We start from the raw sequence: 13,996 nt of genomic DNA, 5'->3' as shown, positions 1-13,996 counted from the left end.
TTATGGCAGGCCCGTTGTCGTCACTGAAAGTGCTGGACTTCTCAACCCTGTTGCCGGGGCCGTTTGCCTCGTTGTTGCTGGCTGACATGGGTGCCGAGGTGCTTCGGGTTGAGTCTCCTTCACGCATGGACCTGGTGCGCGTGCTGCCACCGCATGACGGCGGCGTATCGGCCAGCCATGCGTACCTCAATCGCAACAAGCGCTGCATCGCCCTGGATCTGAAAAGGCCTGAAGCGGTGGAGATGGTCAAGCAGCTGGTGGCCGAGTACGACATCGTGCTGGAGCAGTTTCGTCCCGGTGTTATGGACAAGCTCGGCGTGGGCTACGAGGCGCTGAAGGCAATCAACCCGAAGCTGATTTATGTATCGATCACCGGCTACGGGCAGAGCGGCCCGTACAAGGACCGCGCCGGCCACGACATCAACTACCTGGCCCTGGCCGGTATCGCCAGCTACACCGGGCGACGCGACAGCGGGCCGTTGCCACTGGGTATTCAGGCGGCGGATATCGCGGGTGGCTCGCTGCACGGGGTAATCGGCCTGCTCGCGGCAGTGATCCAGCGCCAGGCCACGGGGCTGGGCCAGCAGGTGGATATCAGCATGACTGACTGCGTCTTCAGCCTGCATGGCATGGCTGGGGCAGGGTATCTGGCTGCCGGGGTGGAGCCGGCGATGGAAAACCAGGCGCTGAACGGCGGCAGCTTCTACGACTACTACCGCACCCGCGACGGTCGCTGGTTCTCGGTCGGCAGCCTGGAGCCGCAGTTTATGCAGCAGTTCTGCGCCGCCATCGGCCGCCCGGAGCTGGCTGCGCGGGGGCTGTCGCAGAAGCCTGAAGATCAGCAAGCGCTCAAGCGCGAGATCGAAATCGAGTTCGAAAAACGCGATTTCTCCGAGTGGAGCCAGGTGTTCGCCGGGCTGGATGCCTGCGTGGAACCGCTGCTCAACCTTAGCGAGGCGGTCGAACACCCGCAGATCAAGGCTCGTGGCCTGGTCACCGAGGTGCCACGCGCGGGCAGTGGCCCGCAGGTACAGATTGCCTGCCCGATCAAATTCTCCAGCGGTTTGTCCGAACCTCGGCATATCGGCGCAACCCTGGGTGCACATACCGGCGAGGTGCTGGCAGAACTGGGCTACAGCGCCGAGCAGATTGCCCAGCTCAAGGCGGCCAAGGTGGTGGCCTAACGGCATCAGTAATAAGGCTGGCGTTGCCTCTCAAACTCAGGCATTAATCGGCACAAACACGCCTTGTGGCGAGCAACTGTTCTACGCTTCGAGAATCATTCGCTGTTCTGCGCGGATGGTTGTCATGGACAGTGCCGCTGTTTGCCGTGATATCTCCGAATAATGGATGTTGAGGGGAATGCCTGTGTCTACCAGCCACTATCACTTGCGAGCTTTTGCGCTGAGCGCATTGCTACTGTTCTCGGGCCTCAGCCTGGCGCTCGAAAAGCCCACCGGTCCCGCCGTGCTGCGTATCTCCGGGCTGGTGACACAGCCGAATATGCAGCAGCAGGCTGTTTTCGATATGTCGATGCTGCAAGCCCTGCCGCAGCACAGTTTCACCACGCAAACGCCCTGGTATGCCGAGCCGGTGAAGTTCACGGGGCCCTTGCTGCGTGATGTGCTGGCCGCCGCCGGGGCCAAAGGTGAGGGCATTACCGCGATTGCCCTGAATGATTACCGCACCGAAATCCCCTTCAACGACGCCGTCAAATACGACCTGATTGTGGCCATTCTGATGAATGACCAACTCATGCCGGTGCGTGAAAAGGGCCCGTTGTTTCTGGTTTACCCGTTCGATAGCAAAGCCGAGCTGCAGGCCGCGACTTTCTACAATCGCTCGGCCTGGCAACTGCGCGCCCTGAAGATCAAATAACCATGCGCCAGTTCCGCCTGCTGTGGCTGTTGATCATCAGCCTGGTGCTGCTGTACTTGGCAATCGGGGCGATTCTCGCTCATCAGTACCGCAACCTCAGCGAGGTTATGCGCAGTGGTGACGACAACGCGTTGTGGGCCTTTGCCCAGCTGAGTACCGAGTACCAGCGCTTTGACCATGCGCTGCACACTTACATCCTCGATCCCGTGAGGTCGCGCCGTAATCAGGCGTCCGATGAGCTGGGCAGCATTGGTATCGATGAGCTGCAGCTGCGTTACGACATCTTCGTCAGCCGTGTCAGCACCATCAAAACCCAGTCGGCGCGGCGCCTGATGGGCGATGAGGCGATTTACCAGCAAACCCTGCATGATCTGGAGCGCTTTATTGAGACGGCCGACGCTGCCCTTGAAAACTTCGCCCGACATGCCAGACCGCTGGATGCCGCCTCGCTGCGGGAGCAGTTGCAGCTGCTGCAGGATGATGTGCAGGAGCTTGGCTACACCTCGGCCCAGCTGGCGGCACGTACTGTCGATGGGCGCAACGCCGAGCTGCGCTCTCAGGTTGTGGTCACCACTGCGTTGACCCTGTTTCAAGGTTTTCTCACCCTGATGTTCGGCCTCGCCATGCTGCGTCAATCGCGCCAGCGCGTGCGAGCCCAGCGTGAGCTGCTGGCGGCGCAAGGCAAGTTGGTGGAGGCCCTGCAGGAAAATGAAGAGGTATTGGAAGGCCGCGTGCAGCAGCGCACCCAGGAGCTGGCCGAGGCCAATCAGACGCTGCGTGAACATGAAGAGGAACTGCAGATCGCCCGCGCCAAGGCCGAGAGCGCGTCGCAGTTGAAGTCGGACTTCCTGGCCAATATGAGCCATGAGATTCGTACGCCGATGAATGCGGTCATTGGCATGAGCCACTTGGTCCTCAGTAGCGACCTGACCGCCAAGCAGCGCGACTATGTAGAGAAGATTCAGCGCTCAGGCCAGCATTTGCTGGGGTTGATTAACGACATCCTCGACCTGAGCAAGATCGAGGCCGGCAAACTGGATGTCGAGTCGGTGCCGTTTGAGCTGCAGGCCGTGCTGGAAAATATGGCCAGCTTGATCGGTGAAAAATGCGCTGCTAAGGATCTGGAGCTTATTTTCGACATTGATCCACAGCTGCCTGAGAGTCTTATCGGCGATCCCCTGCGCCTGGGCCAGGTACTGATCAACTACGCCAACAACGCGGTCAAGTTTACCGAGCACGGCAGCGTGGTGATTCGCGCGCGCCTGTTGGCGCAGGATGCCAAGGGCGTGCGGGTACGTTTTGAGGTCGAGGACTCCGGTATCGGCCTCTCGCCCGAGCAGCAGGCGCGGCTGTTCCAGTCATTCCAGCAAGCTGACAGCTCAACCACGCGCAAGTACGGCGGCACCGGGCTGGGCCTGGCCATTTCGCGCAAGCTGGCCGAGCTGATGCATGGCGAGGTGGGTGTCGACAGCGTGTTGGGGCAGGGCAGCACCTTCTGGTTTACCGCCCGCCTGGGCGTGGTCGCTGCGCCGAAAACAGTGCTGTCGCTGCAACCCTCGCCGGATTTGCGTAACCGTCGGGTGTTGGTGGTGGACGATAACCCGCAGGCGCTGCATATCCATGCCAGCCTGCTGCGCTCCATGAGTTTTCAGGTGACGGAAGCTGACTGCGGTGAGCAGGCGCTGGAACTTGCAGCCAAGGCCTGCGCTGCCGGAGCACCCTTTGAAGCTGCGTTTGTCGATTGGAAAATGCCCGGTATCAACGGCCTGGAAACCTGTCGTCAGCTGGCCCTGCTCGAACCGGCGCCGCAGCCGGTGATTGTCACAGCCTATGGTCGCGAAGAAGTGTTCCACGAGGCCGAGCAGGCCGGGATTGCCTTGCTGCTGGTCAAGCCTGTGAGTCCATCGCTGCTGTTCGATGCGGCGATTCGCGCCCTGGGTGGCAATACCATCAGCGACAGCAGGCTGCGCCCGGCCAGTAACGCCAACGAGCAGGACCTCAGCTCGTTGCAGGGCGCGCAGGTGTTGCTGGTGGATGATAACGAGCTGAACCAGCAGGTCGGCCGCGACCTGCTGGAAGCCGCCGGGGTCTGCGTGGCCGTGGCCGAGAATGGCCAGGTTGCCCTGGATATGCTGGCCAGCAACGATTACCAACTGGTGCTGATGGATATGCAGATGCCGGTAATGGATGGCCTGACCGCTACCCGGCAGATTCGCGCCAACCCGCGCTGGGCTGATTTACCCGTGCTGGCCATGACTGCCAACGCCATGAGCAGTGACCGTGAGCAGTGTCTGGCGGCAGGCATGAATGCGCATCTAGCCAAGCCCATCGATCCGGATGAGCTGTTCGCGCTGCTGCTGAAATGGCTGCCAGCGGCGGTTGAGCCGGACAACGCGCTGCCCGCCGTGCGGATGCCGGCCCAGGCTGAAGCAGGCTTTCCCGAAATTGCCGGTGTCGATGTACAGGGCGGCTTGCGCCGCGTGCTGAACAAACGCACGGCCTATGAATCGATGTTGCGCAAATTTGTTCAGGGGCAGGCGGATGCCGCCCAGCAGACGCGGCGTCTGCTTGCCGAAGGCCGACACGATGATGCCTTGCGTGCCTTGCATACCCTCAAGGGCACTGCCGCGACCATCGGTGCCAATGGCCTGGCCGAACAGGCCGGCGTGCTGGAGGACCACCTCAGGCAGGGGCCGCCGGATAGCCAGTTCGATGCACAGCTCAGTGCGCTGGGCGAGAACTGCGCTGAGTTGATCGCGCGCTTACAGGCGGTATTGCCCGCGCAAGCCGTAACGGAGGCTGTATCAGGCGCTATCGACTGGCCACGTGTACGTCAGTTGGTGGCACGCCTGGAATACCTGCTCAGCGATGACGATGCCGATGCCATCGAGTTGTTCCAGCAGGAAGCGGCCTTGTTCAAGGCGGTTCTGGGTTCGGGATTTTCTGCTCTGGAACGGGCCATCAGCAGTTATATTCTGGACGACGCCCTAGCGGTCTTGCAGGCGGCGATACAGAACAATCCGGCACTGGGTAAGGATGCGACGTAATGGACAGGCTACTGGCCGGCAGGGAAAAACCGACGATTCTGGTGGTGGACGACACTCCCGATAACCTTTCGCTGATGAGCGGTTTGTTACGCGAGGACTACAAGGTCAAGCTGGCACCCAGCGGCGAACGTGCGCTGCAGATTGCCAGCGGCGAGGCCAAGCCCGATCTGATTCTGCTCGACATCATGATGCCCGGCCTGGACGGCTACGAAGTACTGCGCCGCCTGCAACAGGACGCTGGAACTGCGGCGATTCCGGTGATTTTCCTTACCGCCATGACCGCTGCCGAGGATGAGAAGATCGGCCTGGACCTGGGCGCCGTCGATTACATCAGCAAACCGATCAATCCGGCGATTGTTCTGGCCCGTGTGAACACGCAGCTGCAACTTAAATTCGCCCGTGACTTTCTGCAGAACCAGAATGCTTTCCTTGAGCGCGAAGTGGAAAAGCGCACCCGCGAAGTGATGACTATTCAGGATGTCACCATTCGGGCGATTACCTCCCTGGCGGAAACCCGTGACAACGAAACGGGCAATCATATTCGTCGTACCCAGTTCTATGTAAAGGCCCTGGCTGAGCATCTGCAGACCCACCCGCGGTTTGCCGGCGAACTAACCGCCGCGACGATCCAGTCGATATTCAAATCAGCGCCGCTGCATGACATTGGCAAGGTCGGCATTCCCGACAGCATTCTGCTCAAACCGGGCAAGCTCGATTTTGACGAGTTTGAAATCATGAAAACCCACACCACCTTGGGCCGTGATGCCATCGTGCATGCGGAGCAGGAGCTGGGTGAATCCATCGCCTTTTTGCGTCACGCCAAGGAGATTGCCTACAGCCACCAAGAGAAATGGGACGGCAGCGGATACCCGCAAGGCCTGGTGGGTGAAGCGATTCCCCTGTCGGCGCGCTTGATGGCCCTGGCCGATGTGTATGACGCGCTTATCTCGCGGCGGGTGTACAAGCCGCCCTTTAGCCACGAGCAGGCCCTGGAGATCATCCGCGAGGGACGTGGCAGTCATTTTGACCCGGATATCGTCGATGGGTTTGTGCAGATCAGCCAAGCCTTTGCCCAGATCGCCCAGCAATACAGTGATGAGCCGGACTCCAACGCATAGAGGTGTTCTGCAGCATGTCAATCAATGCCACTACGCTGCTAGTTGTTGATAGCGACCCGGTGCTGACCCGCGCCCTGGTCGATGAATTACAGCGCTATGGCTTTGCCCAGGTGCTGCAGGCCAATGATGTGGCGAGTGCCTTGCAGCAGCTGCGACAGGCGCCGGTTTCGCTGGTGCTCAGTGAGCAGAACCTGACGGGCTCCACCGGCCTGGCGCTGTTTGAAGGCATGCGCAGCGATGAGACACTGGCGGAAATTCCCTTTGTGCTGATGTCCAGCGCCATGCAGCGTCAGGATGTGCAGCGGGCTATCCAGTTGGGCATCCGCGACCTGCTGGTTAAACCCTTTACCACTCAGCGCTTGCTGGAGCGGATTCAGCGCTCCCTGCAGCGTGATGATCTGCTCGCGCAAACCAGCCTGCCACAGGGCGAGGAGCGCGCGAGCATTCTGGTGGTCGATGACACGCCGGAGAATCTTCAGCTATTGGCCGGGCTGTTTCGCGATCAGTTCAAGGTGAAACTGGCGCATAACGGCGAAAAAGCCATCGCCATCTGCCACTCGGACAACCCGCCGGACCTGATCCTGCTGGACGTGATGATGCCCGACATGGACGGATTCGAAGTGGCGCGCCGGCTGCGTCAGCACCATGCGTCTGAGCATATCCCGATTATTTTCGTCACCGCCTTGAGCGATGAGCGTTCCCGTGAACAAGGCCTGTCACTAGGCGCGGTGGACTATGTATTCAAACCGATTGATCCGACGCTGCTGCGTATTCGCGTGCGCAACCTGATGCGTTATGTCGAGCATCGCCGGCAGCTGCAGACGGACTTGGATCAGTTGCTGGAACTGGCCGCTCTGCGCGCGGACATGCTGCACCTGATCAGTCATGACCTGCTGCAACCACTCAACCAATGCGCCGAGGCGTTGCAGAGCCTGGCGCAGGACGGCGCACTTAATCCTGCGCAGAAGCAACAGGTGCAGTTGGCCACGCAAGGCGGCCAGCAGATGAAGGAGCTGCTTGAGTTGGCGGGCGAGCAGTTATCCCTCGAGGCCGGACAGCGCGAATTGTGCCCTGAAAGCATCCGGCTTAACCCGCTGCTGCGTGAGCTGATCGGCGAGCTGCGCCAGCGTTATGGCGACCGCGGCGTCGATATCCAGCTGGAGACCGCGCTGGGCAGCAGTACCGCGGTAATGGCCGACCCCGGGCTTTGCCATGCCTTGCTCTACCGCGTGCTAAAGCACGCCCATGCAGCATGCCCGGTGGGCAGCCAGCTGAGCCTGGTGATGATTGATGAGAGCCCCGCGCAGGTAAAACTGCTGCTGCCTGTGCGCCCTGCCAGCAACAAACCGCTTGCCGCCGCCCGTGCTCTGGCCCGCGCCCAGGGCGGCGACGTGCAGCAGGAAGATGACGGCGAGAGTTGCGTGATTCGCGTCAGCCTGCCGCGCGCCTGAGTGTATGCCGAGGTCGTGATTGACCCCGTATTTTGTGTGGGGCGGTGACGTGACGCTCGTCAAACAGGCTTTTTTCCGGCATAAGCCTGGGGCATTCGCGCCAGTGGGCAGCTTGGGAACGGAAAACATGTATCACGGGGAACGCTTCAATGCCTGGACCCATCTGGTCGGGGCGCTTCTGGCCTGCGCGGGGGCGGTGTGGCTATTGCTGCTGGCGAGCCTGGAGGGCGAGCAGCGCAAGATCATCAGCGTGGCGATCTATGGTTTGACGCTGGTGCTGCTCTACAGCATCTCCACGCTTTACCACAGCGTGCAGGGGCGGGCGAAAGTGTTGATGCGCAAGCTCGATCATCTGTCGATCTATCTGCTGATTGCCGGCAGCTATACGCCGTTCTGCCTGGTGACCCTCGAAGGTGCCTGGGGCTGGACGCTGTTCGGCATCGTCTGGACGCTGGCCGTGATTGGCATGCTGCAGGAGATCAAGCCGCGCTCAGAGGCGCGGGTGCTGTCGATTGTGATTTACGCGGTGATGGGCTGGATCGTACTGATTGCGGTCAAACCGCTGATTGCTGCGCTGGGCATGGCTGGGTTTATCTGGCTGGCCGGCGGTGGAGTGCTGTACACGGTGGGCATCATCTTCTTCGCCTATGACAGCCGCTTCCGTCACTGGCACGGCATCTGGCATCTGTTCGTCATGGGCGGCAGTCTGATGCACTTTGTCGCGGTGTTGCGTTACGTCCTTTAATTGCCCGGCGAGTCATTCGACTCGCTGTTCGCCGGTATAGCTCAAGGTGACCTTGCAGCGCCGGCAGTAGTAGCGCCGGCCCTTACTGACCAGTGCATGGCGCTGGGCTGAGAAGGGAAACTCGCCCTGCGGGCAACTGCAACGGTAGATATAGCGGCTAACTGCGCGCCGTTGCACCGCATAGCTGTGACAGCGATTGGGCGGCAGTTCATAGACGCCGCGCATGATCAGCTGCCATTCCTCGCCATGGGGTTGAATCTTCAGGCCGAACAGCTGATGGGCGATCAGATGCGCCACTTCGTGGGGGACGGTCTGCCTGAGGAAGTCTTCGCGGTTTTCCCGGTACAGCTGCGGGTTGAAGCGCAGCTTGTTTTCCGTCAGGTGCGCCACGCCAGCCTTTTGCCCACGCAGCTTGAAACTCACCTCGGCGCGGGCAAAGGGGCGTTTGAAAAAGGCTTCAGCCTGTTGGTAGCAGTGTTCTACGCGGCTCAGGAGGTGTTCGGGCATACATGCGGTTATCGCGGCTGGGGCAGCGATTATGCCCAAGCAACGCAGCGATCACAGCCCTGAAACGACGAAACCACCCGTAGGTGGTTTCGTCTTGCGTCATCAGCTGTCGCGTTAGCTGGTGTAGACCGGGCCGACCCCAAAGCCCCAGAGAATCACCGAACTGGCGATCATCGCCACCAACACCACCAAGCCTACTGCGAGCACCGAGCTGGAGAACATAAAACCTTCGTCCTCGGGGATGCCCATAAAGGTCGGTATGCCGACGTAGAGTAGATAAACCGTGTAACAGATGGCCGCCGTGCCCACCACCATGGCCAGCCAGAGATGTGGATAGAGCGCCGCCAGCCCGCCAATAAACAGCGGTGTAGCGGTATAAGCCGCAAATACCACGCATTGCGTGAGGTTCGGGCTGGCATCGTAGGTACGTGCCATCCAGTGGATAAACGCGCCCATCACTGCGATCCCGGCAAGCATTGCCAGGTAGGTCATGACGGTCATTTGCAACGCACTGGCCTCGGTCAGCATCACCGGCGCTCGATCGCCGATTGCCCAGCCGACCTGGGTGGTGCCGATATAGGCCGAAACAGCGGGAATAGCCGCGAGAATCAGTACGTGGGTGAGATACATGTGGCTGATGGTTTCTTCTTCGCCACGGATTTCCTGCCATTCCTGGTCAGGATGGGTGAATAGCCCCCAAACGTGATGGATCATGCCAGACCTCCTATTTTTATAGCGGTCGCCCCCCAGCGCAGCGCCTGATTCGCGTATGCAGCGCCATCAGGTACAAGGCCGAACCTATGCGACCGTATGTCGCAGTATAGGCAGAGGTCGCGATTGGCAAAGGCTGGGCATTAGAGCAAATCGGACTCTCAAGCACGCCCGTAATAGCGTTCGAGGATTTCCATGGCCTTGTTGATCGACTGCAGGCGTGCTGTGTTACCGCCGCGATCCGGGTGATGCAGGCTCACCAGTTGCCGGTAGCGGTGCTTGATAGTGGCGAGATTGAGCGTCTGCTCGCTGCCTTCGAGCTCGAACAACTCCAGCGCCGCCTGTTTTTCTTCGCTGCCATGCATGCGCGTCCAGAAGCTCAGCAGCAATTTGGCTACATCCTGTTCGTCGGTGTCGTTGAGCAGGCTGAGGTCGAGGTAATAGTCGCGCAGTGGGTCGTGCTCGCTCAGTTCGCTGCTGCCGGGCTGATAGGGCAGTAACTGGATTTTCAGTGCGCTGATCTGCAGGTAGCCGCTCTGGCTGGCCCAGAGCTGATCGCGCAGGCGGTAGAGGGCGTTGAACAGCAGAAAGTGCGTGCGGAACAGCACCAGCTTGTCGGTCAGTGGCAGATTGGGGATGTGCACGCACTGGCGGGCTTTCAGCAGCTGGATCAGCTGGTATTCGCTGAGGCCTTCAGGGGTCGCGCGTAACAGCAGATGCAGTTGTTCGGGCAGATCGAGGCCCGGGTCGAAATCGTCGTTCATCGGCCGAGCCTAGCATTTCCGCAACTGTGGGGTAGGGCGCGTCACGCTTTCTGGGTAAAATGCCGCACTTTCGTAACCCTCCGGATTCCAGCGCACCATGGGCACCTTCTCGGTCAATCAGAACAAACTGCAAAAACGCCTGCGTCGTCAGGCCGGCGAAGCCGTTGCCGACTTCAACATGATCGAGGATGGCGACAAGGTCATGGTCTGCCTGTCCGGTGGCAAGGACAGCTACACCATGCTCGACGTGCTGTTGCACTTACAGAAGGTCGCGCCGATCAAGTTCGAGATTGTTGCGGTGAACATGGATCAGAAACAGCCGGGCTTCCCTGAGCACGTGCTGCCGGCCTATCTGGAGTCCATCGGTGTGCCGTATCACATCGTCGAGAAGGACACCTACTCGGTGGTCAAGGAGAAGATCCCGGAAGGCAAGACCACCTGTTCGCTGTGTTCACGCCTGCGTCGCGGCACCTTGTACACCTTTGCCGATGAAATCGGTGCGACCAAAATGGCCCTGGGACATCACCGCGACGACATCCTGGAAACCTTCTTCCTCAATATGTTCTACGGCGGCACCCTCAAGGCCATGCCGCCCAAGTTACGCGCCGATGATGGTCGCAACGTGGTGATTCGCCCGCTGGCTTACTGCAATGAGGCGGATATCGAGGCTTACAGTCAGCTCAAGGAATTCCCGATTATTCCGTGCAACCTCTGCGGCTCCCAGGAAAACCTGCAGCGCCAGGTGGTCAAGGAAATGCTCCAGGACTGGGAGCGCAAGTCGCCGGGCCGCACCGAGATCATGTTCCGCGCCCTGCAGAACGTGGTGCCGTCGCAGCTGGCTGACCGCAACCTGTTCGACTTCCAGAGCCTGAAAATCGACGACAGCGCTACGCCACGCTTTCTCGATGTAATGAACCTCTGATCCCGCGGTTTCTCGGCTCAAGGATTGCCTGATGCGCGATTACAAATGGCTTAACGAATACTGTCTGAACCGTTTTGGCTCGGTCGCTGCGCTGGAGTCGATCCTGCCGCTGCCACGCAGCGCTGATGAGCTGCGCGCGATCAGTGATGATCGCTACCTGTCGACACTCAGCCTGCGGATCTTTCGCGCCGGCCTCAAGCACAGCCTGGTGGACGCCAAATGGCCGGCCTTCGAGCAGGTGTTCTTCGGCTTTGATCCGGAGAAAGTCGTGCTGATGGGGGCTGAGCGTCTGGAAAGCCTGATGCAGGATGCGCGCATCATCCGTCACTTGGGTAAGCTCAAGAGTGTGCCGCGCAACGCCCAGTTCATCCTCGATGTGCAGAAGGAGAAGGGCAGCTTTGGCGCGCTGATCGCCGACTGGCCGGTGAGCGACGTGGTCGGCCTGTGGAAGTACCTAGCCAAGCACGGCAGTCAGCTTGGTGGGCTGTCCGCGCCGCGTTTTCTGCGCATGATCGGCAAAGACACCTTCGTCCCCACCGATGACATGGTCGCGGCGCTGAAGGCGCAGAAGATCATCGACAAGGCGCCGACCAGCTTGAAAGAGCTGGCTGCCGTGCAGGCGGCGTTCAATCAATGGCAGGAGCAGAGCGGGCGGCCGTTATCTCAGCTGTCGGTGATGCTGGCTCATACGGTCAACCACTGAGGGTTTGGCAATGGAACGGGCAATCCAGCAGGTCGCTGAGCAGCTCAAGCAGGCTGAACGCATTCTGCTGATTACCGGTGCCGGGCTGTCCGCCGATTCCGGTTTGCCCACTTACCGCGGCCTCGGTGGCCTGTATAACGGCCACACCGCCGAAGGCTTGCCGATTGAAGCGGCGTTGTCCGGCTCGATGCTGCAGCGTGACCCCGCGTTGTGCTGGAAGTACCTGGCGGAACTGGGCAAGGCTTGCCTGGGTGCCCAGGCCAATGCTGGGCACCATGCGATTGCCGAGCTGCAGCGCAGAAAGCCGCAGTGCTGGCTGCTGACCCAGAATATCGACGGCTACCACCGTGCAGCCGGCAGCCCGATGGAGCGGGTGATCGAGATTCATGGTGAGTTGGCGCCGCTGTATTGCCAGTCCTGTGGGGCTGTGGACAGTGAGCTGGCAGAACATCTCGAGCGGCCGCTGCCACCCAAATGCCGGCAATGCGCCGGGGTGTTGCGTCCGCCCGTGGTGCTGTTCGAGGAAATGCTGCCCGAAAAGGCCATCGACACGCTCTATACCGAAGTGCGCAAAGGCTTTGAGGTGGTGATCAGCATCGGTACCAGCGCGAGCTTTCCATATATCGTCGAGCCGCTGCTACGTACACGCCAGGCGGGTGGCTTTACGGTAGAGATCAACCCGCAGCGCACCGACTTGAGCTCTCGCGTGGATGTGCATCTACAAGGGCGGGCGTTAGATGTTCTACCAGAACTGCTGAGTCACATTTAGAGCCATAGAATTTGCAAATGCATGCCGTAGAGGGCATAGTCGCGCTCTTGTGAAATTCACCGACACGGTCGTGCCCATGCTCAAACGCCTCGCACCCCTCGTGCCTATCGCACTCTCCCTGTTTTTGGCCGCCTGCGCCAACCATGCCCCACAGCCGGAGCTGGCAACCCAGCCTGCGGTGTTCTCCTCGACAGAACTTGCCGAGTTTGACGAACAAGCCAAAGAAGCGGCTCTGGGCGACTTCACTGAAGAGAAATCCTACAAACTGCCGCAACTGGCTGACAGCATCCTGACTCATGGCCTGTCGCTGGTGGGGACCCGTTATCGTTATGGCGGCAGTTCGGTGAAATCGGGCTTCGACTGCAGCGGTTTTATCGGTTATCTGTTCAAGGAAGAGCTGGGCATGAAACTGCCGCGCTCATCCCGCGACATGATCAATATCGACGCACCGCTGGTATCGCGTGATGACCTGGAGCCGGGCGATCTGCTGTTTTTCAGCACCAATGGCCGTAATCGCGTCAGCCATGCCGGCATCTACATGGGCGATAACCAGTTTATTCACTCCAGCAGTAGCCGCAGCGGCGGCGTGAGGGTCGATAGCCTGGACGATCGCTATTGGTCGCGTACCTTTATCGAAGCCAAACGTGCCCTGGCGCTGGCGCCAAGCGAGTCGGTTGTACGTCACCCTTGAGCCCTGCGAGTGGCGACCGAATCTGTTCGGTCGCTCGATTAACTGATACTTCAGACCTATCTCGATAATTTTCAACAACCTGCCAAGCAAAGCTAAAGCTTGCACTACGATGTGCAAGCCGGCAGAGTAGAGCGCATCCCGGCTCAGGATCGCTCGTCCATGACCGCTATCGCCCGTCTCTGCTTGATTATGCTTGCCGCACTGCTTAGTGCATGCGCCAGCAATGCCCTCACTCCATCCCCCAAGCCTGTTGTGCATGCGCCTATCGGCAGCTTTAACGGCAATGCTGAAGATGTACTGTTTCGTGCCCTCGGCCTGGTCGGCACACCCTATCGCTACGGCGGCAATACCCCGGATGGCGGCTTCGACTGCAGTGGTCTGATTGGCTATGTCTACCGCGATGCGGCGGGTATCAGTCTGCCGCGTTCGACCCGCGAGCTGATCAGCATGCGCGCCCCAACTGTCGGCCGCGACCGCCTGCAAAGTGGTGATCTGGTGTTCTTCGCTACCAATGGCGGCAGCCAGGTTAGTCATGCTGGCATCTATGTCGGTGACGGGCGCTTTGTTCACGCTCCTTCCAGCGGCGGCACCGTGCGCCTGGATAGCTTGAGCAATAAGTATTGGCAGCGCACCTACCTGAATGCCAAGCGCGTGTTCACCCCAGAACTGGCGCGCAACCCCTGACAGCTT

The 13,996-nt window shown here is 60.1% G+C and carries 14 protein-coding genes; 11 read left to right on the top strand and 3 right to left on the bottom strand.

Annotation, left to right across the window (positions count from 1 at the left end; genetic code table 11):
• The first annotated feature begins 2 nt into the window (after positions 1–2).
• From ACIN8IBEIGE_RS13185 to ACIN8IBEIGE_RS13160, 6 genes are all read left to right on the top strand, one after another.
• A complete protein-coding gene (locus ACIN8IBEIGE_RS13185; protein WP_160015028.1) occupies positions 3–1,184 on the top strand; it encodes a CaiB/BaiF CoA-transferase family protein in 1,182 nt (393 codons plus the stop codon).
• Between the two features lie 178 nt (positions 1,185–1,362).
• Positions 1,363–1,878, top strand: a complete 516-nt coding sequence (locus tag ACIN8IBEIGE_RS13180) for a molybdopterin-dependent oxidoreductase (RefSeq protein WP_160015027.1) — start codon at positions 1,363–1,365, stop codon at positions 1,876–1,878.
• Between the two features lie 2 nt (positions 1,879–1,880).
• The gene (locus ACIN8IBEIGE_RS13175; protein WP_160015026.1) at positions 1,881–4,925 is read left to right on the top strand and encodes a response regulator; all 3,045 of its coding nucleotides are present in this window, start codon (positions 1,881–1,883) and stop codon (positions 4,923–4,925) included.
• Positions 4,925–6,043: a two-component system response regulator gene (locus ACIN8IBEIGE_RS13170; RefSeq protein WP_160015025.1), complete on the top strand. Its 1,119-nt coding sequence runs from the start codon at positions 4,925–4,927 to the stop codon at positions 6,041–6,043. Before ACIN8IBEIGE_RS13175 ends, ACIN8IBEIGE_RS13170 begins: the two co-directional genes overlap by 1 nt.
• A gap of 14 nt (positions 6,044–6,057) precedes the next feature.
• Complete coding sequence (locus tag ACIN8IBEIGE_RS13165; RefSeq protein ID WP_160015024.1) at positions 6,058–7,494, top strand: response regulator; 1,437 nt, start codon at positions 6,058–6,060, stop codon at positions 7,492–7,494.
• A 127-nt stretch (positions 7,495–7,621) separates the two neighbouring features.
• Positions 7,622–8,239 carry a hemolysin III family protein gene (locus ACIN8IBEIGE_RS13160; protein ID WP_090386951.1) on the top strand — a complete coding sequence of 206 codons (618 nt, stop codon included), beginning with the start codon at positions 7,622–7,624 and terminating at the stop codon, positions 8,237–8,239.
• 12 nt (positions 8,240–8,251) lie between these two features.
• On the opposite strand, the gene ACIN8IBEIGE_RS13155 is transcribed toward ACIN8IBEIGE_RS13160, so the two are convergent.
• From ACIN8IBEIGE_RS13155 to ACIN8IBEIGE_RS13145, 3 genes are all read right to left on the bottom strand, one after another.
• The gene (locus ACIN8IBEIGE_RS13155) at positions 8,252–8,746 is read right to left on the bottom strand and encodes a SprT family zinc-dependent metalloprotease (protein WP_160015023.1); all 495 of its coding nucleotides are present in this window, start codon (positions 8,744–8,746) and stop codon (positions 8,252–8,254) included.
• A 114-nt stretch (positions 8,747–8,860) separates the two neighbouring features.
• The gene (locus ACIN8IBEIGE_RS13150; RefSeq protein WP_090253063.1) at positions 8,861–9,460 is read right to left on the bottom strand and encodes a Yip1 family protein; all 600 of its coding nucleotides are present in this window, start codon (positions 9,458–9,460) and stop codon (positions 8,861–8,863) included.
• 158 nt (positions 9,461–9,618) lie between these two features.
• Positions 9,619–10,221 (bottom strand): DNA-J related domain-containing protein, encoded by a 603-nt coding sequence (locus ACIN8IBEIGE_RS13145; RefSeq protein ID WP_160015022.1) that lies wholly within the window; start codon positions 10,219–10,221, stop codon positions 9,619–9,621.
• A 97-nt stretch (positions 10,222–10,318) separates the two neighbouring features.
• Between ACIN8IBEIGE_RS13145 and ttcA the strand changes: the two genes are divergently transcribed.
• From ttcA to ACIN8IBEIGE_RS13120, 5 genes are all read left to right on the top strand, one after another.
• Positions 10,319–11,143, top strand: a complete 825-nt coding sequence (ttcA, locus tag ACIN8IBEIGE_RS13140; RefSeq protein ID WP_160015021.1) for a tRNA 2-thiocytidine(32) synthetase TtcA — start codon at positions 10,319–10,321, stop codon at positions 11,141–11,143.
• A 31-nt stretch (positions 11,144–11,174) separates the two neighbouring features.
• Positions 11,175–11,846 carry a DNA-3-methyladenine glycosylase I gene (locus ACIN8IBEIGE_RS13135; RefSeq protein WP_160015020.1) on the top strand — a complete coding sequence of 224 codons (672 nt, stop codon included), beginning with the start codon at positions 11,175–11,177 and terminating at the stop codon, positions 11,844–11,846.
• Between the two features lie 10 nt (positions 11,847–11,856).
• Positions 11,857–12,615: an NAD-dependent deacylase gene (locus ACIN8IBEIGE_RS13130; RefSeq protein WP_160015019.1), complete on the top strand. Its 759-nt coding sequence runs from the start codon at positions 11,857–11,859 to the stop codon at positions 12,613–12,615.
• Positions 12,616–12,691: 76 nt separating this feature from the next.
• Positions 12,692–13,306 carry a C40 family peptidase gene (locus tag ACIN8IBEIGE_RS13125; RefSeq protein ID WP_160015018.1) on the top strand — a complete coding sequence of 205 codons (615 nt, stop codon included), beginning with the start codon at positions 12,692–12,694 and terminating at the stop codon, positions 13,304–13,306.
• Positions 13,307–13,465: 159 nt separating this feature from the next.
• Complete coding sequence (locus ACIN8IBEIGE_RS13120; RefSeq protein WP_160015017.1) at positions 13,466–13,990, top strand: C40 family peptidase; 525 nt, start codon at positions 13,466–13,468, stop codon at positions 13,988–13,990.
• The last annotated feature ends 6 nt before the right edge of the window (positions 13,991–13,996 follow it).

It is taken from the genome of Pseudomonas sp. 8BK (genome assembly GCF_902506475.1).
Lineage (GTDB): Bacteria > Pseudomonadota > Gammaproteobacteria > Pseudomonadales > Pseudomonadaceae > Aquipseudomonas > Aquipseudomonas anguilliseptica.
This window is presented reverse-complemented; position numbering and strand designations above follow the sequence as displayed.